The 19882-nt window shown below is 55.2% G+C and carries 10 protein-coding genes; 4 read left to right on the top strand and 6 right to left on the bottom strand.

Going from position 1 to position 19882, the window contains the following annotated elements; translation table 11 throughout:
* Nucleotides 1–151: 151 nt before the first annotated feature.
* From CXF87_RS18530 to CXF87_RS18510, 5 genes are all read right to left on the bottom strand, one after another.
* Entirely contained in the window at nt 152–3217 is a 3066-nt protein-coding gene (locus tag CXF87_RS18530; RefSeq protein WP_101147712.1) for an AAA family ATPase, read from the bottom strand.
* Nucleotides 3214–4359: an exonuclease SbcCD subunit D gene (locus tag CXF87_RS18525; protein WP_101147711.1), complete on the bottom strand. Its 1146-nt coding sequence runs from the start codon at nt 4357–4359 to the stop codon at nt 3214–3216. Before CXF87_RS18525 ends, CXF87_RS18530 begins: the two co-directional genes overlap by 4 nt.
* Before the next feature lie 89 nt (nt 4360–4448).
* The gene (gene nadE / locus CXF87_RS18520; RefSeq protein ID WP_101147710.1) at nt 4449–5270 is read right to left on the bottom strand and encodes an ammonia-dependent NAD(+) synthetase; all 822 of its coding nucleotides are present in this window, start codon (nt 5268–5270) and stop codon (nt 4449–4451) included.
* Between the two features lie 40 nt (nt 5271–5310).
* Nucleotides 5311–5826, bottom strand: coding sequence for a CinA family protein (locus CXF87_RS18515; RefSeq protein WP_101147709.1), 516 nt, complete (start codon nt 5824–5826; stop codon nt 5311–5313).
* A 186-nt stretch (nt 5827–6012) separates the two neighbouring features.
* Nucleotides 6013–7662: a DASS family sodium-coupled anion symporter gene (locus CXF87_RS18510; protein ID WP_232774965.1), complete on the bottom strand. Its 1650-nt coding sequence runs from the start codon at nt 7660–7662 to the stop codon at nt 6013–6015.
* 274 nt (nt 7663–7936) lie between these two features.
* Between CXF87_RS18510 and CXF87_RS18505 the strand changes: the two genes are divergently transcribed.
* From CXF87_RS18505 to CXF87_RS18495, 3 genes are all read left to right on the top strand, one after another.
* Nucleotides 7937–8560, top strand: coding sequence for a CDP-alcohol phosphatidyltransferase family protein (locus CXF87_RS18505; protein WP_101147708.1), 624 nt, complete (start codon nt 7937–7939; stop codon nt 8558–8560).
* 320 nt (nt 8561–8880) lie between these two features.
* Nucleotides 8881–17556 carry a GH36-type glycosyl hydrolase domain-containing protein gene (locus CXF87_RS18500; protein WP_198556141.1) on the top strand — a complete coding sequence of 2892 codons (8676 nt, stop codon included), beginning with the start codon at nt 8881–8883 and terminating at the stop codon, nt 17554–17556.
* A 134-nt stretch (nt 17557–17690) separates the two neighbouring features.
* Nucleotides 17691–18032, top strand: coding sequence for a hypothetical protein (locus CXF87_RS18495; protein ID WP_008958142.1), 342 nt, complete (start codon nt 17691–17693; stop codon nt 18030–18032).
* Between the two features lie 74 nt (nt 18033–18106).
* Here CXF87_RS18495 and CXF87_RS18490 read toward each other — a convergent pair whose 3' ends face one another.
* Nucleotides 18107–18436 (bottom strand): hypothetical protein, encoded by a 330-nt coding sequence (locus tag CXF87_RS18490; RefSeq protein ID WP_008958143.1) that lies wholly within the window; start codon nt 18434–18436, stop codon nt 18107–18109.
* A 213-nt stretch (nt 18437–18649) separates the two neighbouring features.
* On the opposite strand from CXF87_RS18490, the gene sstT reads away from it, so the two are divergent.
* On the top strand, nt 18650–19873 hold the full coding sequence (sstT, locus tag CXF87_RS18485; RefSeq protein ID WP_101147706.1) for a serine/threonine transporter SstT: 1224 nt from the start codon (nt 18650–18652) through the stop codon (nt 19871–19873).
* Nucleotides 19874–19882: the final 9 nt, after the last annotated feature.

Here is a 19882-nt window from a genome sequence, read left to right as displayed (position 1 = left end):
TTGCACTCCTAAGTTGATATTATCTTTAGAGCTCGTTTGTCGATTAACACACTTTATAAATCATTCTATATGAACGCAGCATGAACTAACGCTGGCTTGGGCTTTAAATGTCATAGCCTTTAAATGCCTGAGTCTTTAAATACCTTAGAAATTAAAGAAGTGCGCCCTTCACTTCCACCGAGCTCCCGTGCCGGCTGGCACGCACGTCTATACGGACTGGCATTTGCTCTTTGAGTTCGCTGACATGGGAGATTACGCCAATCATACGCCCGCCCATTTGCAGTTCGCTCAGCATGTTAATGGCTTGATCCAGAGCATCCTGATCGAGGCTACCAAACCCTTCATCGATAAATAGCGTATCCAGTTGAATACCGCCAGCGTAAGCCTGCACTACATCCGAAAGGCCCAGCGCTAACGACAGAGCTGCCATGAAAGACTCCCCGCCGGAAAGCGTTGCTACCGAACGGTTCTTGCCGGTGTAAGTGTCAGCCACATCTAGCTCAAGGCCTGACGCTTTATTGCCCTTAGTGGGGTCCTCGCGGCGCACCAACTGATAACGCCCGCGGCTCATGCGTACTAGCCGTTCAGAAGCCTGAATCAGTACGTCATCCAGCAGCACGCCGAGCACGAAGCGTTGCAGGCTAATGCGATGCCCGGTGCGACCGTTAGCGACTTCGCTTAGCGTGCCCCACACCTGATACTGGGCTTCAAGTTCAGCCTGAGCCGTGTGAGCCTTAGCCAGTTTTTGGCGGATGCCATGCAGTGTGGTTAAGCGTCCATCCAGCGTCCGCCACGCCTCTAGCTGGGAGTTTTCTTCCGCTTGGGCGGCCTCGGTTTGACTAGAAAGCGCAGCCAAATCGGGGGGCGTTTTTTCAGCCAGTTGAGCGTGGTAATTCTGCAGCGCCCCTTCTAATTCGGCCAAACGACGCTGGTACGTGTCTACCTGATGAATGAGCTCCTGACGCTGAGCGTCATCCAGTTGGGCTGCCTGAAAGGCAGCCTCATCCTCAAAGGGGCTGGCCAGAAGCGCTGCCTGCCACTCTGCTTGGGTCTGTTCAAGTGTTTGTTTAGCCTGCTCGACTCGCTCGCTGGCTCCCCTTAGCTGCTCGTCTGCTCGTGCCAGTTGGGTTTGGCTGTTCGTCAGCGCCAGCTGAGCACTATCCCAGGCTTGTTCAATTTGGGTAACTTGGCGCTCGAGTTCCGTGAGCATTTTTTGCATTGCGGCAGGATCACGAGCGTCGTCAGGCAGCGACTGACTCAACTGATCGCGCTGGCTTTCTAGCCTTAACGCGTCCTCTTTGGCTTTTTCAACCGCGGGCCGCTGGGCTTTAAGCTGTTTATCCAGTGCGCCCCACTCACGCCGTAGCGCATCACGGGCAGTGGTTTGTTGGTGAAGCTCTCGCTCAATGCTTGACTGCCGAGCGACCTGGCGATGCAACTCATCGCAGGTTTTTTGTAGCTCATTCAGCGGTTGGCTAGCCCACTCGCCTAATTGCTGATTGAGTCGCTGCACTTGCTCGCTGTGGTAGCTTATCTGCTGCGCTAGCTGTTGGTGATGGCGTTCAGCGCCCTGGAAAGATTGACGGGCCTGCGCCTGGGCTGAGCGCGCGTTTTCCACCTGCTCTTTGGTGACGATGTCTGCGTTATTAACGGCCGGGGTCGGATGCGCCAGGCTGCCGCAGACAGGGCAAGGGGCATCGTCCTCAAGAGTGAGCGCTAACAGCGCAGCCTGCCCTTGATGCCACCGCATCTCCTGCTCGGTAGCGAAGCGTTCCGCCTGCTCTGACTCGCTGCGCCGCTGGTCTAGTGCTGCCGTTGCCTGCTGTTGTTGCGTGGTGAGCTCGCGTCCCTGGTCGATTAGCGCATCCAGCTCTTTACGTTGGGTTAGCAGCGTTTCATAGCGGTTTAGCTCGACAGGGGCGCTGGCCAGCTGCTGGCGTTCCGCCTGTAACCGTTCGAGATTAACGCCTGCCGCCTCGCCCTGTTGGCGAATGGTGTCCAGTTGCTCCTCATCGCGCTTGAGGGCACCGTCAGCTTGTTGCCAAGCGGCCTGTGCCGTTTGGAATCGCGCCTGTAGTTCGCTTAATTGTTGGCCTTTTTGAATAAACTCGCTCAACTGGCGATGACGCTCGCGCAGCTCAGGGAGCCCTGTCTGACGCTCGCGGGCCGCCTCAAATGCACGCTGTGCCTGCTCCGCGCTAGTGCGCTGGCTGCTCAGTGCGGCGTCTGCCTGCTGCTGTTCCGCGTGCGCGGTGCTTAGCGCCTGCTGCGCTTGGGTTAACGCCGTACGCTGGGGGCGCAACGCCTGTGCGTGTTCACTTTGGGTCAAATGGTCTTGAATGCTGACGACCTGGCCCTGCTGTTCAAGATGACGCGTTTTTTCAGCCGCCAAGCTCTCCCGCGCTTCAAACTGACGCTGAAGTGCCTGGGCATCATCACGCTGTTTTTCGGCTTTACGTCGCTGCAGTTGGGCGGTTTCGAAGTCCTTTCGCGCTTGCTCAACCTGGGGCGTCAACGCTTCCAGCTCTTGCTCTAAAGCAGCTTCACTCTCCAGCTCACCACCGGCGAGAATGCCACTGATATGTTGGCGATGCTCTTTCACTTCTCGTTCTATCTGATTGGCCTGAAGGCGCAAACGCTCTTCAATACGCTGAAAGATTTGCGTTTGAAACAGCTGGGAAAAAATCTCCTCGCGCTTTTTGGAGTCAGCGATCAGCAATTCGCGAAACTTGCCTTGGGGCAGCACCATCACTTGGCGAAACTGGTTGGCATCCAGGCCTATCAAGGTTTGCAGCTCAGCGGTGGCATCGTTGACTTTGCGCGCCACCAAGCAGGTCTCTACCTCGCCATCCGCGTTTAAGCGCCATAGCTGCGCTTCCGCGTTATGCGTAGTGGTGCCTTCGCCACGTGCCTTGGGGCGCTCCTGTTGAGGTACGCGGCGCACTCGGTAATCCGCCCCGCGCAAGCGAAAATCAAGCGTAACTTCCGTTAGCAGCGTGGCGTTCGCTTGGTCACAGCGCATCTGAGAAGGTTCACGCTCATTACCCGTCGTTTGGCCATAGAGCGCAAAACATAACGCATCGAGAATCGAGCTCTTGCCCGCCCCGGTGGGCCCGTTAATCAAAAACAACGGGCTTCTACCAAGCACGGTGAAATCAATAGTTTCCGTACCCGCGAAAGGGCCAAAGGCCTGCATGGTAAGGGTTAACGGCGTCATTCTTGGGCCTCATCGCGCTGCAGCTGGCTAATCAACTCGGCCATGGCACTAGCCTGCTTATCGCTCATGGCATCACCGCTGGTCTGAGTAAAGAAGTCACTAAACATATCTAGGGCATCAAAGCGTAACCGCTCGCGGTCAAGTTGCTGAGTGCCTCGTGCTTCCAGCATGCCGGGCTTTTCCAGATGCAGCACATTGGGATACACCTCACGCAGCTTGCCCATAGGGTCGAGAATGGCGTGGCGATCGGTCAACCGCACTAGCAAGTAGTCATCTGCTTGTGCGTCCGTTCTTCCCTGGGCGATTAGCGTATCAATCTCATCCTCTAATACGCGCACTTCACGGCTGGGTATTAGCGGAATCTGTTCAATGTGCTTTATCCCGCTCGCGCCTACTTCCACCAGCGTGACGCCTTTGCTCTGACTGGCTTCTGAGAAGCTGTATTTGAGCAAGGAGCCGCTATAGCGAATATGTTCACCGCCGCGATACTGGGGGCCGTGCAGGTGACCAAGCGCCACGTAATCAAAGTGCCGCATAGGCTCCCAGGCCACGCTTTCGGCACCGCCTAACGTTAGCGGGCGCTCCGAATCAGACGCGCTGCCGCCATCTACAAAGCAGTGGCTCATCAGTAGGCAGGGGCGTGTTGCATGGCGGCGCTCGCTAATCTGCTCGACCAAATAGCGATGGGCAGCGTCAAAGTCGCGCACTTCCACGTTAAACTGGCTGCGCACATGCTCAGGGTCGGCGTAAGGAATGCCGAATATATCCACTTCGATGCCGTCAATGGTCAGCGTGACGGGCGTGGCGAACTCAGCTAAATCGGAGAGAATATGCAGCCCGGCTTGGCGCAGGTGGCGCGCGCCAAAGCGCAACCGCTCGGCGCCATCATGGTTGCCTGAAATCATGATGACCGGCAGCTTGCGCACCTCGCATAGCGCATGTAGCACCTCGTCGAGCAGCGTTACCGCCGCCGAAGGCGGAACCGAGCGGTCATAGATATCGCCCGCAATCAGCACCGCATCGACGTTTTCCCGGTCGATTATCTCGATGAGCTGGTTAAGCACATGGCGCTGGTCTTCCAGCAACGAAAGGTTGTGAAATAGCCGACCCAGGTGCCAATCAGCGGTGTGGAGTAAACGCATAACAAGCTCAACAGCCAATAGTGTCGCGGCATCATAGCAACCTATTGGCGCTGCGTTTAGCGCTGGCGTTGAGCTTGTAAAAAATGCCGCTACGGCGTTCTGGGGAGCTGGCGTTTATGATCGGTGCGTTGATAGGTGTTGGTAATGGTGGTGTAGGCCTGTTCGCTAACCTGCTGACCGGTAAGAAAGGCATCGATTTCGGTGTAAGTGACGCCTAATGCCTCTTCATCAGCCAATTGAGGTTTAAGCGACTCTAAATCTGCAGTGGGCTGTTTCTCTACCAGTATAGCGGGCGCTCCTAACGCAGCACCGACCTCTCTCACCTGTCCTTTGGTAAGTCCTGTCAGCGGCACCAGATCGCAGGCGCCATCACCATACTTGGTGAAAAAGCCCATCAATGCTTCTGCTGCTTGGTCGGTCCCCACCACTAAACCCGACTTGGCGCCAGCAACCGCGTACTGCGCCACCATTCGTTGACGCGCCTTAATATTGCCTAATACAAAGTCGCGTTGGGCGGCATCTTGAAACGTTAATCCACCCTCCTCCAAGGACGCTAGCAAGGCGTCACTGGCTGGCTTCACATTAATATCAAGCACTTCATCAGGGGTAATAAACATTAGTGCCTGTTGAGCATGATCCTCATCTTTCTGCTCGCCGTAAGGCAGCCGGATGGCATAAAAGCGTGCCTCAACCCCTTTATCGCGGGCCTTTTCGACGGCCAGTTGAGCTAAACGACCAGCAACGGTGGAGTCCACCCCGCCGCTAATCCCCAACACAAGCGCGTTCTGTCCTGTCTCTATCATCTGGCTGCACAGAAAATCGACGCGCGCCTCAATTTCATACTGCGGCTCAATCGATGCTTTTACCTGCAAATCTGCCTGGATACGCTGCTGAGTTACTTGGTCAGTCATGTGGCTTCCTGCCTCCCGGTTACGGATAGAGATTTCATCATTAAGATTCATCAACGCGGGGCGCTTTGCCTGCCAATACATCACCATGATGCTTTGGCACCATTTCTAGCGCATAGTGCGCAGCGGCAAGACGTACCTCATTACGATCACCTGAAAAGCGTTTCGTCTCCACTATTATGTATTCCTCTTGGGCATGTCGAAACGCCCAGGCAAAGCAAACGGTTCCCACCGGTATATCATCATGAGGCTTCGGGCCCGCAATACCGGTGTTCGCTATGGCAACATTGGCATCGTTATTGTTTAAAGCGCCTAACGCCATTTCGCGCGAGGTGACTTCGCTAGTCAGGCCATACGTATCAATGGTGTCAAAACTGACGGATAAATAGCGATTTTTGGCCTCGGGCGAGTAAACAGCCAATCCACAATCGATCGATTGCCCGCTACCTGGTATGCCCGCTAGCTCTGAAACAATCAACCCCGCCGTGCACGATTCCGCCGTAGCCATTTTGAGCTCGTGCTTTTTTAGATATTCACTAATATTTTCAAGCAGTTCCATTGCTTATCTCCTTATAACGTCATACCTCTGACTCCATTTACACCTTTGAGGCACTATAGTTAAGCACCGTTATTTGTCTAAAGCCTGTCGCCATTATTAACATTGTTTATGTGCGTGAATTAACGGCAAAACAGCTATAAAAAAGCCCCGCCCGAAGGCGAGGCTGTGATTTGCTAATGGGTTATATTAGCGCCGAAATGCATCGGGATAGTTGGTTAGATCCACGTTCCATAACACCGGCAACAAGAAATAAACCGCCGCGACGATGAGTAGCATGGCAATAATGTTGATCCAAAAACCGGTGCGCACCATCTCAATGATTTTGAGTTTACCAGTGGCGAAGATAATCGCGTTAGGCGGCGTACCCACCGGGAGCATAAAGGCACAATTGGCGGCCATGGCGGCGGGCACCATCAGTACAAAGGGATGAATATCCAGTGCAAGGGCCAACGACGCTAGCACCGGCAGAATCATCGTGGCCGTGGCGGTATTCGAGGTGATTTCAGTTAAGAACAACACCATACCGGTCGCTATCAGGATAACCAGCAAGAAGTTAACGCCTTCCAGCACGCTCATTTGCCCACCGATCCACTCGGCCAGGCCCGAAGAGCCAAACCCTGCGGCAATCGCTAAACCACCGCCGAACAGTAACAAAATGCCCCAGGGCACATCTTTGGCAATATCCCAACCCAACAGGCAGCCGCCTTTACTTTTGGAAGGGATCAAAAACAGCAGCAGGGCCGCGACCACCGCAATCATGGTGTCATTGATGCCGGGGATATTAATGATCTGGCCTTGCCATAAAAACGAGCGGGTAATCCACATAAAGGCCGCAAACAGGAAGACCACCAGCACCGCTTTCTCTTCAAAACTGGTTTTACCCAGGGCCTCTTTTTCTTTGTGAATTAGCTCCCGCCCACCCGGCAAGTGACTAAATTCAATTCTGAAAAATACCCGTGTCAGTAGCAGCCACGCGCTAAACAGCAGCACCAGCACGACAGGGAAAGCAAACATTAACCAGCCAGCAAAAGAGATTTCGATACCAAACAGCTCATTAACAATCGCCGCCAGGATAATGTTCGGTGGCGTGCCAATCAGTGTGCCGAGGCCACCAATGGTACCGCCGTAGCCAATACCAAAAATCAATGCCTTACTGAATTTTTCGATTTCGTCACTGTGGTCCCCATCACTTTTTTCAAGTTCCTGGCTAACCTGGTAAACAATCGCGGTACCGATAGGCAGCATCATCATCACCGACGCTGTATTGGATACCCACATCGATAAAAAGCCGGTCGCGGCCATAAAGCCGAACACAATGCTATTAATACTGGTGCCCAATACGGCAATAATCGACAGGGCGATACGCTTATGCAAATCCCACTTTTCCATCGCCAAGGCGATCATAAAACCGCCCAGAAACAGGAAAATAATCGGGTTGCCGTACGCCGCCGTTACCGTATTGCCATCCAGTGCGCCGGTAATGGGTAATAGTACAATGGGCAGTAGCGAGGTAGCAGGAATGGGGATAGCTTCGGTGATCCACCAAACCGCCACCCACAACGTAGTAGCCAACACCATACGCCCTTCAAAGCTTAAATCTTCAGGGTGAAAGAACATCACCACAAAAGCGAACAGCAGCGGTCCAAGCAGCAATCCAATTTTCTGTGGGTTGGTATAGGCAGGTGGCTTAGGTTGATGAGATGGCTCGCGCTTGGCACTGGGAGCCGCTGCCTTCGCGGCACCGCCCGTGGGCAGCGCGCACATCAATAGTTTTTTGGCTTGGTAGTGGGAGTGCCATAGCTGATCCCATACCGTCATCAGGGCTGTTTTATGCATAACGTAAGCGCCACTTGCGTTCAGAGTGAAAAGAAAAGGTCGGAGGCAGCTTTGCGATAAATGAGCCGCCCCAAGGGCCATACTGGTTCTCCTTTGGCGCCCTTTATTAACTGCAATAGGCAATTAGTCCAGTCATTTGCCCAAAATTGCCACTAAAGTCTAACGACTTTAGTTTTATTATTAGCGCTTACTAACAGTGACATAAGTGCATTGCCCACGTAAGTTAGCGCTACTATTAAATAAATAGTGACGCATTAAGATTAAGGAGAATTGAGTGCTCGACCGCTGGACAATGCCGCTTACCCATCGCCCCTTAAAATGCATCGCACGCCCCTTGCAGCAAGTAGGCATAACGCCTGACCAAGTGACGCTAACTGCTTTTTTAATCGGCATTTCCGCATTACCGCTGTTGGCATACGAGCAGTATGGGTTGGCCCTGCTGGTCATTGTGCTTAACAGACTCGGTGACGGCGTGGACGGGGTCTTGGCACGGTTGAGTGGCCGCACTAGCGACGCTGGCGGTTTTCTGGATATCGGACTCGATTTTGTTTTCTACGCGGCCGTGGTGCTGGGGTTCGCGCTGGCAAACCCTGCCCAAAACGCACTCGCTGCTGCCTTGCTGCTATTTGCTTTTATCGGCACCGGCACCTCGTTTTTGGCGTTTGCGATTGCGGCCAAACAGCAGGCAATAGAGCGCCCTCACTTCCCCAATAAAGCGTTCTACTATTTAGAAGGTTTGACCGAAGGCACCGAAACGGTGATGGCGCTGGTGGTTTTTTGCCTATTCCCGAAGCACTTTTCAATACTGGCTATACTGTTCTCAATTGCCTGTCTCATCACCACGGCAACAAGATTATGGGGAGGTTACTGGACACTGCGTCGGCATGAATCCCACTAACATTGCGAATGCTGACGGATAAATAAAGTGATGTGCTCTCAAGAACAGTAGAATATTAGTGCTGTGAATAGAGCGCGATTAGAACCGTTGAGCTGAGAGTGTTATGCCGTGGTCAAAAGCGAAAGTGATCGCTTAATGCCTTACCAAATCCAACAACTAGCTCGTAGCGTTTAACGCTAACTAAAAGCGCTTAAATTCGCCCACCGTAGGCAAATAAAACACGCAATGTGCGCTAGCGCACGGACGCCAACCCTCTGCACGACCATTGTTCTGGTAAGGAAGCATCGTTTGTGCGGCCATAAAAGCGCACTTTCACCAGGATGGAATCTGTGAATCAATTTCTCCGTTTTGTGCGTCCGCACCATGCGTTTGCAGCGCTGTGGGACTCGACTATTCCCGTAAGAGAAGAGCTCTTCAGCCCGGAACGACTTGAGCAGCACGCAGGCAGTCTGGCGCTAGCCCAGACGGTGACCAGCAGCCCACCCAAGGTAGTGTCGTTAACGCGGCGACTCAACGATAACGCGAAAACTCTGTTGAGTGTTTACCGAGCCAGTGCCGCTGCGCTGGCCGAAGGTCGCGACATTGTCCCTGCGGCCGCTTGGCTGCTCGATAATTACCACCTGGTTGAAGCCCAAATTCGTGAGATTCGCAGCGACCTTCCTCCCGGTTATTATCGCCAGTTACCCAAATTAGCCAAAGGCCCTTTTGCCGGTTACCCAAGGGTGCTCGGCATTGCCTGGGCATTTGTGGCACATACCGATAGCCATGTTGACCTGGATAATCTGCAAACTTTTATTATGGCCTATCAACGCGTTCAGCCGCTTACCATTGGTGAGCTTTGGGCCGTTGCTATTACCCTGCGCATTGTACTGATTGAGAACCTTCGGCGCCTTGCTGACCAAATTATCAGTGAGCAAACGGCAAGGGATGAAGCGGATGCTTTAGCCGCTAAATGGCTAAAACCCGCCGATCAGCAATCAGCGCTAGAGCGCCACACCTTTAGCGTAGAGACCAACACGCTAAATTTTCACCAAGGGCCACTGGCTGAGCCCTTCACCGCCCAATTGGCAAAGCGCTTACGTGGCTTAGACCCACGTAGCAGCCCTCTGGTCGGCTGGCTTGATGAACAGCTTAGCTTCCAGGGTGAAACCATTGACGAGATGGTTCAACACGCACAGCAGCGCCAAGGCGCCGCAAACGTTACCGTCCGCAATATCATTACCAGCATGCGTTTTGTCTCCAGCATCGACTGGGCAGAGCTGTTTGAAGGCGTCAGCCTGGTGGACGAGCGCTTGAATCAGCACAGCCATTTTGCGCAATTGGATTTCCCCACCCGCAACCAGTACCGCAGTGCGGTAGAACAACTCGCCCGTGGATCACGGCGTGCCGAGCTTGAAGTGGTGGATACCGTGCTTTCGCTATGTCGACATGCTTTCGCCAGCAACGGTAACCCGGTTGAAGCGGCCCGTATGGGCGACCCCGGCTACTTTCTAATCGGCTCAGGCCGCACCACCCTTGAACAAACGCTGGGATTTACGCCTACCCTTCGTCAGCGCCTGCGTCGAACGCTTATTCACCACGGCATTCGCAGCTATATCGTAATGATGGCGGTAGTGACGCTTAGCTTGATGACGTTGGCGGCCGTGCTACTGCTTTCATTGCCGCTTGAAATAGGCGAGGTGCCTTTACCTTGGCTAATGTTGCTGGGCTTATTTGGCTTTCTACCGATTATTGAAGTGGCGACGCTGATCGTTAACCGTCTGATCATCTATTGCATCGATGCCCAGCCGCTGCCCAGTCTCGACCTTGCCAAGGGAATACCAAACCATCTACGCACGCTGATTGCCGTTCCTACGCTGCTGACCAGTGAAGATGACTTACAGGAACAGATCGAACGGCTTGAAGTGCACCACTTATCGAGTGGCGAGGGTGCCCTTTCCTACGTCCTTCTTCTTGACGGCGTTGATGCTCCCCAAGCGGAATTACCCCATGAGGCAGCGCTTCTCTCGGCCGCCCACGCCGCCATTGAGCAGTTAAATGAACGTTACCGTCTACACGCTCCAGGCGGTTTACAAACCCCAGGCGATTCACAAGCCTCCGGTCAACACGCGCTGGGCAGCGATAAACGCTTCTTTCTGCTGCACCGTCGTCGGATATTTAACCCCAGTGAAAACACCTGGATGGGCTGGGAGCGTAAGCGTGGCAAGCTCCATGAGCTAAACCGCTTGCTACGCGGCGCGCAGGACACCACCTTTATCGATCCACCCCCGCTGCCTGGGGATGTTCGCTATGTCATTACCCTGGATGCCGACACTCGCCTTCCCAGAGGCGCAGCCAGCCGGTTGGTAGGCAAGATGGCACATCCGCTGAACCAGCCGCTGATGGATGAACAGCAACGTCGCGTGGTGCAGGGTTACGCCATTTTGCAGCCTCGCGTCACACCGTCATTGCCTACCGGTGGGGAAGGCTCTATCTATCAGCGGGTATTCTCTGCGCCTGGCGGGCTGGACCCTTACGCCGCCGCTATTTCAGACCTTTATCAGGATTTGATCGGAGAAGGCTCATTCGCGGGCAAAGGGATCTATGCCGTGGATGCATTTGAAGCATCGTTGGCGGACCGAGTGCCTGAAAACAGCCTGCTCAGCCACGACTTATTTGAAGGGGTGTTTGCCCGAGCGGGGCTCGCCTCCGATATCGAAGTGATTGAGGATTTTCCCGCCCGCTATGACGTGGCCGCCAAGCGTCAACACCGCTGGACCCGCGGCGATTGGCAGTTGCTGCCCTGGCTACTTGCGCCCGCGCTGCCACTAACGGGGCGCATGAAAATGCTCGGCAATTTACGCCGCTCAGTATTGCCACCCTTAGTACTCGCCAGCCTGGCGGTCAGTTGGCAGTTCCCGCTCAGTATGGCCATCGCCAGTACGCTGTTGCTCTTAGCCGTGGTGGGAGCGCCGGTTCTATTATCCCTAGCCACCTCGCTTATCCCCTTCCGGGCCACAACTAAACTGCGCCACCATTACCACCTCTGGTTTGATGAGCTGAAGCTAGGCAGCGTGCAAATTCTGCTGCTGGTCATCTTTTTACCCGACCAAGCGTGGCGCATGCTGGACGCCATTGCCCGAACCTTGGTTCGAGTTTTGCTTACCCATCGTCGACTGCTTGAGTGGACGTCTGCCGCTCAGTCGATGAAAAGCCCTGCGCTATCCGTTATAGGGTTCTACCAGCGGATGGCTCCCGGCACTGCGTTGGGTCTAGCGGTGACGATCGGTACGCTCTGGACAGCCACTAGCGCCTGGCCCATTGCGCTACCGATGGCGCTACTTTGGTTGGCCGCACCGGCCGTGGCGTCATGGTTAAGCAGCAGCAAAAGCGCTGTTGTCCAGCCGACCATTTCGGTGGACGAGGCACGCGAGCTACGGCTGATTGCACGGAGAACCTGGCGCTATTTCGAAACGTTCGTGACCGCCACAGACAACCGTTTGCCGCCCGATAATTTTCAGGAAGATCCTCAACCCGTGCTTGCCCAGCGCACCTCGCCGACCAACATGGGGCTTTACCTACTTTCGACCTTGGCAGCGCGTGATTTTGGCTGGGTGGGCACTCAAGCTGCCCTGGAACGTCTTGAGGCTACCCTTGAGGTCATGCAAGGACTGCCGCGCTACAGGGGGCACTTCTATAATTGGTACGCCACCCACGATTTGCGCCCGCTCGACCCCCGCTATGTCTCCACGGTGGATAGCGGCAATCTGGCAGGACATCTTATCGTTATCGCCAATGCCTGCGAGAGCTGGCAGGCGGAACGCTGTTTAGCGGATCCCCGTGTGGGTATTGCCGACACGCTGAACCTTGCGTGTCAGGCACTCCAACACGCTTCAACACTGTCAGAGAAGTTAACGGTTCAGCTGGCCTTGCAGTTTAAAGCTATCGACGCGCAGTTAAACGGGGCATTGATGTCCTCGGAGTGCCTGGCCGATATCGCTGAGCTCACCCATAAAGCCCTGAGCCTGGTCCGCGCAGCGCTGAATGAAAAGACCGACACGTACAGCGAAGATGTCCTGTTTTGGGTCGAAGCATTGCACTCTTCAGTGGCCCAACACCGCGATGACCGCGATAGTCAGGCAAGCGCAAACGAGATTGAGCCCTCACTGCGCTTGCAACAGATCGCAGCGTCAGCGCGACGCCTGGCGATGAACATGGATTTCGCCTTTCTACTCAACAGCGAACGCCAACTGCTGTCGATTGGTTACTCCCTTGACGACAACTGCCTGGATACCAGTTGCTATGACCTGCTGGCGTCTGAGGCGCGGCTCGCCAGCCTGTTCGCCATTGCCAAAGGGGACATCCCTACTCGTCACTGGTTTAGGTTGGGCCGGGCGGCAACGCCGCTTTCCTTTGGCTCGGCTCTGATCTCCTGGTCGGGTTCGATGTTTGAGTACCTCATGCCGTCCCTAGTGATGCGCGCTCCGGGCGGAAGCCTGCTTGAACAAACCAACCGGCTCGTCGTGAAGCGTCAAGAGATCTATGCCACACAGCTCTCTGCTCCGTGGGGTATCTCCGAATCCGCCTATAACGCCCGTGATATGGAGTTCACCTATCAGTACTCCAATTTTGGCGTGCCTGGCTTAGGACTCAAGCGGGGGCTCTCTGCGGATCTGGTGATTGCCCCTTACGCCACCGGTCTAGCCACGATGGTCGACCCCAACGGCGCTTGCCGTAACTTTGAGCGCTTAGCGGAAATGGGCGCGCTAGGCCGCTACGGATTTTATGAAGCGCTCGACTTTACCCGCTCGCGTCTGCCTGCGGGGGAAAGCGTGGTCATAGTACGCAGCTTTATGGCCCACCATCAGGGCATGACGATCGTCGCTATCGCGAATACCCTGCACCATGGTCAAATGCGCGCGCGCTTTCACCGTGAGCCGATGATTCAAGCCAGTGAGCTACTGCTGCAAGAGCGTGTGCCGCGCGATGTGGCAATTGTTCACCCCCGCGCGGAAGAGGTGAAGTCAAACGCCAGCCAGATTATTAACGAGGCACAAACCATTCGCCGTGCAGCAACGATAGCCAGTGGCCCGCCCGTGACCCACTTGCTCTCTAACGGCTGTTATTCCGTGATGTTAACGGCTACCGGCGGTGGCTACAGTCGGTGGCGCAATATTGCGATTAGTCGATGGCAGCCCGACGCCACCCGTGACCATCTGGGTAGCTTTATTTTTCTACGCGACACCCAGCTCCCCGGCGTATGGACGGCAACCGGCCAGACTGTCGGACATTCGCCCGACGCTACCGATGACCACAATCATGTGATATTCGCCGAGGATTACGCTCGCTATATGCATCGCCACGACGATATCACCAGTCACATGGAGGTATTGGTGTCAGGGGAAGATGATTGTGAAGTGCGCCACCTCTCGCTCACCAATAGCAGCCGGCATGCCCGTGATATCGATATTACCTCCTACTCTGAATTAGTGTTGACCACACCCAGTGCCGACAATGCGCACCCTGCCTTCGCCAAAATGTTCGTGGTGACCGAATACTTAGAAGCGTTCAACGCGCTGATTGCGACAAGGCGACGGCGCTCGCCTGACGAAGACCAGGTTTGGGTGGCCTACTTTGCCGTGGTAGAAGGCGAAACCGTGGGTGAGCTGCAGTACGAGACTGACCGAGCTAGGTTCTTGGGCCGCGGAAGGCGTACGCTGAACGCTGCAGCGCTGAACAAAGACCAACGCTTATCGGGCACCGTGGGTAGCGTACTGGATCCCGTGTTTGCATTGCGCTACCGACTGCGGGTCGCCCCCGGCAAGGCCACCCGCATCGCTTTCTGGACGGTAGTAGCCTCAACCCGCGAAGCATTGATGGATCTAATCGATAAGCACCATGACCGTAGCGCTTTTGAGCGTGCCAAAACACTCGCCTGGACACAGGCGCAGGTTCAGCTTCGCCACTTGGGTATTCAGCCTGAAGAGGCGGCCGATTTTCAGCGTCTAGCCGCGCCTATCTTATATCCAGACCCACGCTTCAGAGCGCCAGCCGATGCCATCGAGCGCGGCGCAGGGCCGCAGTCACGGCTATGGCAACACGGCATCTCCGGTGATCTACCGATTATTTTGATGCGTATCGACACCCTCGATGACATTGCCCAGGTACGCCAACTATTGCGCGCCCATGAGTACTGGCGCATGAAACGGTTAGGCGTCGATGTGGTGATTATTAATGAGCGAGGCGCCTCTTATGTTCAGGATCTGCAGCAAGCAATTGAAACGGCCATTCTCAGCAGCCAAACCCAACCGCGGTTTAAAAAAGATCATATTCAGGGCGCTGTTATTTCGCTGCGCGCGGACCTAATGAGCCTGGAAATGCGAACACAGCTGCAGTCGATTGCATGCGTTGCGTTCATGGCACATCGTGGCAACCTTGCTAACCAATTAGCCCTTACGCTGCCCGAACAGCGCTCTTTGCCATCACGCTCTTTTATCAGACGCCATCTGCCCAAGCACACTCCCACAAAACCCAGTGAGACTGCCCTGCCCCCCCTTCCAGCGCTTGAGTTTTTCAATGGGCTGGGGGGCTTTGCTGAGCAAGGCCGTGAGTATGTGACCGTACTTGATGCAGGCAACGCTACGCCTGCACCGTGGATTAACGTGATTGCCAACCCAGGCTTTGGTTTTCAAGTATCGGCGGAGGGCGCGGGCTATGTATGGGCAGACAATAGCCGTGAAAATCAGCTTACTCCGTGGTCTAACGACCCAGTGGCAGACCCCAGCGGCGATGTGATTTATATTCGTGATGAAGAGTCGCTGGCGCTCTTCACCGCGACCGCACACCCCCTGCGCGATCATGGTCGCTATATAGCCCGGCACGGCTTCGGCTACAGCCAGTTTGAGCATCAGTCAGATGGTATCGGCCTTGAGCTACTGCACTTGGTGCCGTTAGATGCCCCGCTTAGAGTATCGCGGCTACGCCTTAGCAATCACTCAGGGCGTCCCCGCAAGCTTTCCGTGACGGCCTATGCCGAGTGGGTATTGGGCACTTCGCGCAGTGGATCAGCGCCGTTTCTTATCTCACGACCCGACGCTGAAAGTGGCGCGCTAATGGTAGAAAACCCTTGGAATATCGCCTTCCCTGGCCGGGTGGCGTTTCTGGATATCGGTGCTCAACCCACCCATTGGACAGCCGATCGGTGCGAATTCATCGGCCACGGGAGTAGCTTGGCTGCGCCCTTGGGGTTACGCAGCAATACGCCGCTTTCCGGTACTCACGGTGCGGGACTGGATCCCTGTGCCGCACTACAGCGCAGCGTAACGCTCGCTGCAGATGAAAGCGTTGAGATGATCGTCCTGCTGGGTCAAGCAAGCTCAATGGCCGAAGCCCAGACGCTCATTGCCCGCTATAGAGAAGCCGATATTGACGCTGAACTGGCCACGATAAACGCACACTGGCAAACGCAGCTCAATGCCGTGCAGGTGACAACGCCCGACCGCGCCATGGATATCATGCTTAACGGCTGGCTGCTTTACCAAACCATTGCCTGCCGGATCACTGCGCGCTCAGGGTTCTACCAGGCCAGTGGCGCCTATGGTTTCCGCGACCAGTTGCAAGACGGCATGGCGTTGACGTTCACCAGCCCAGACACCACCCGTCAACATTTGTTACGTGCGGCTTCTCGCCAGTTTGTCGAAGGGGATGTCCAGCACTGGTGGCTGCCCCACTCCGGCCAAGGGGTGCGTACGCACATATCCGATGATCGGGTGTGGCTCGCCTATGCCTGCGCTCGTTATATAGCCACCTCCCATGACGTAGCGGTGTTGGACGAGCCCGTCAGCTTTCTTGAAGGCGCGTTATTGGCACCTGATGAGCACGACTGCTTTTTTCAGCCCATGATTGCCGGGGAAACGGCGTCACTCTTTGAGCACTGCGCCCGAGGCTTGGACCAAAGCTTAACGCTGACCGGCGAGCACGGCTTGCCATTGATCGGTGGCGGCGATTGGAACGACGGCATGAACCGTGTTGGCGAGGCAGGTAAAGGTGAGAGTGTCTGGCTCGGTTGGCTACTGGTGCATACTCTGGAGCTGTTTTTACCCTTTGCAGAACAGCGTGAACAGTCGCTATCTAGTGCCTCCCCTTCGGATGAGCAGGAAACAACACGTACCGAGCGGTGGCGGGCCCATGCGATCTCGCTTCGTAGTGCGCTGGAAAGCAGTGGATGGGACGGCCAATGGTATCGGCGGGCCACCTACGATGACGGTCATTGGCTGGGCAGTAAAGAGAGCGAGGCGTGCCGAATAGATTCGATTGCTCAGTCATGGGCGGTGCTTTCAGGCGCAGCAGAACCCCACCGGGCAGCGCTCGCCATGCGTTCGCTAGAGCGCGAACTCATCCTGCACGATAAGCAACTTGCGCTACTGTTCTGGCCTCCCTTTGACCAACCCCAGCGCGATCCTGGTTATATCGGCGGCTACCCACCGGGTATGCGCGAAAACGGCGGCCAATATAGCCATGCTGCCATGTGGGCGATACTGGCATTTGCCAAGTTAGGCGAAGGCGGTAAGGCGCACGCGCTTTTCTCGCTGCTGAACCCCATCAATCATGCCCGCACGGCTGAAGAAGTGGTTCGCTATCATGTCGAGCCTTATGTGGTCGCCGCTGATGTTTACTCCGTTGCGCCACATACCGGGCGCGGCGGCTGGACATGGTACACGGGCTCGGCAGGTTGGATGTACCGCGCGGGGGTTGAAGGCATCTTGGGCATCCGCCGGGAAGGGAGCTGGCTGGTGATCGCTCCCTGCCTTCCCCACGATTGGGCAGGATTTAGTGCAATGCTGGCCATTGCTGGCACGCACTATGCGGTTAAGATCACCACTACCGATGAGGCGCCCAGCGCACAGCTTGATGGCCGGCAACTGACACGCCAGCAAGGCGAAGTGCGCATTCCGCTGGATGGTAAACAGCACCAGTTAGAGGTGTTTATCAAGCCAAACACAGTCGACGAAAAGTAGTCTTTTTCCGCAGGCTTTTCTCATTTGCTTCTCACTCACGGCTATATTAAGCTCAGTTGCGTACCGACAGGTACCATTCAAATTCAGGCGGTTACCTCAGGTTAACCGCTGTCGCAATCACACGGAGCCGTGATATGCATAGCGAAACGTTAAACGACCTTTCCCTGGCGGGCCTTCAAATCGCCATTCAAGATATCAAGGATGATCTGTTCGACACTCCCGAGTGCGACTACGCGATTGCCCAACTGCTTAACCGCTGGGGCCAAGCTGAAAAAGCCGAACAACTGCTGGATGAGATGCTGCTCAAGTGGGGCACCTCCCCTGACGTTCTAGCCTTAACGCAGCGTGGCCATACAGAAATGAAAGCTGAAATGACGTCAGAGATGACCGGGAGTGAACTGCTCGCGGAGAATGACGAACCAATGCGCAAAGCACCCAAAACAGCACCGGCACAAGTTCGCGTTGTTGCGGCTTGACCCGCTAATTTAGCTTTTATCAATGCCCCTGGCCGCGTTCTCGGCAGGGGCATTTTGATCTACATCAGCAGGCGTTAATCGAGATGATCCAGCGTCACGATAATGTCTTCAGTTGAGACATCCACGTTCAAGAAGGTGTAGCTGTCATTATCTTCATCGACGAGGCGGATATCGAAATAGGGGTTGGTATACCCGGTTAACGTCACCCGTTGAGTATCGCCGTTCATCAACACATCACTGCCCAACACATCCTCTTCCCAACTTTTTGAGCTCCCCGGGCTCACGTACATGTAGTAAATGGTATAGCCGGTTCGATTCGTGATATCCACATAGTAATCTGCCGCTACCGCCAGTGATGACGCTATTAGCGCCACGAGTGCAACCAACACCGTTCTAATACGCATTGGGAAGTTCCTTGGACTTTTTTAGGTAAACAGCAAGTTACGAGTAAAACACCGCTGAGTTTAAACACTCGGCGACATTTTCAGTATATAGCCTGCGAGTCTTCTAAACAGCCGCCCGCAGCATACAAGCAACTGATAGAATACCGCCCCTTTCAGGTGCGTTAGTGGCCCATCGCCGTAATGCCCTCCTTTTCACTACCTGAGAGTTGCGCAATGTTCGCCACCGCCCACGCAGTTTTCCAGCCGCTCATACGGCTGGGCCTTATCCCGCAGATTTTAATCGGTATCGTGGCCGGGGTATTGCTCGCCCTGTTTGCACCGGGCGTTGCCAGCGATGTGTCTTTACTGGGCCAGCTATTTATTGCCGCTTTACAGGCAGTGGCACCTATTTTGGTGTTTGTACTGGTGGCGGCAGCCATCTCTGCTCATCAAAAAGGTCAACCTACCCACATGCGCCCTGTGCTGGTGCTGTATGTGGTTGGCACGTTGATCGTCGCATTCATTGCGGTGGCGGCCAGTTTTCTTTTTCCTACAGAGCTTTCATTGAATGCAGGTGAAGTGGAAGGCACCCCACCTGGGGATATCTTTAGCGTCCTGCGCGATCTGCTGTTGAACGCCGTGGCCAACCCCGTTAGTGCATTGATGGAGGCTAACTTTATCGCTATTTTGGCCTGGGCCATCGGCCTGGGTTTAACGCTGCGCCAAGCCAGCGACACCACCCGCCAGGCATTGAGCGATTTATCCGCAGCAATTACCCGCATCGTTACCCTGGTCATTCGTTTAGCACCGCTGGGCATCCTGGGTTTGGTGGCAGGCACGCTGGCAGAGTCTGGCGTTGAAGCACTGCTCAACTACGCACAGCTGTTAGGTGTAATCGTGGGCTGCATGCTGTTTGTCGCGCTGGTGAGCAATCCGCTACTGGTGTACGTCGCTACCCGACAAAACCCTTATCCACTGGTATTTACGTGCCTGCGGGGGAGCGCGATTACCGCCTTTTTCACCCGCAGTTCAGCAGCAAATATTCCGGTCAACCTAGAACTTTGCCGTCGCCTGAAGCTCGACCCTGACACCTACTCTATTTCGATTCCACTGGGCGCAACGATCAATATGTGCGGGGCGGCCATTACGATTACGGTGATCACCCTGGCCACGACTCATACCCTGGGGATTAATGTTGATTTCGCCACGGCGCTGCTGCTGTGCGTGGTTTCAGCGCTGGCGGCCTGCGGCGTTTCAGGCGTAGCGGGCGGCTCACTGATGCTGATTCCCATGGCTGCCAACCTGTTTGGCATTCCCACCGAAGTAGCCATGCAGGCAGTGGCGATTGGCTTTGTGATTAGCGTGGTGCAGGACTCTACCGAAACCGCACTCAACTCCTCTACGGATGTACTCTTCACCGCTGCCGCCTGCCAGTCACAAGAGTCGAAGCGTTCATAAATGCCCACT

Origin of the sequence: Halomonas sp. MES3-P3E (assembly GCF_002836035.1) — a bacterium.
Taxonomy (GTDB): Bacteria; Pseudomonadota; Gammaproteobacteria; order Pseudomonadales; family Halomonadaceae; genus Vreelandella; species Vreelandella arctica.
This window is presented reverse-complemented; position numbering and strand designations above follow the sequence as displayed.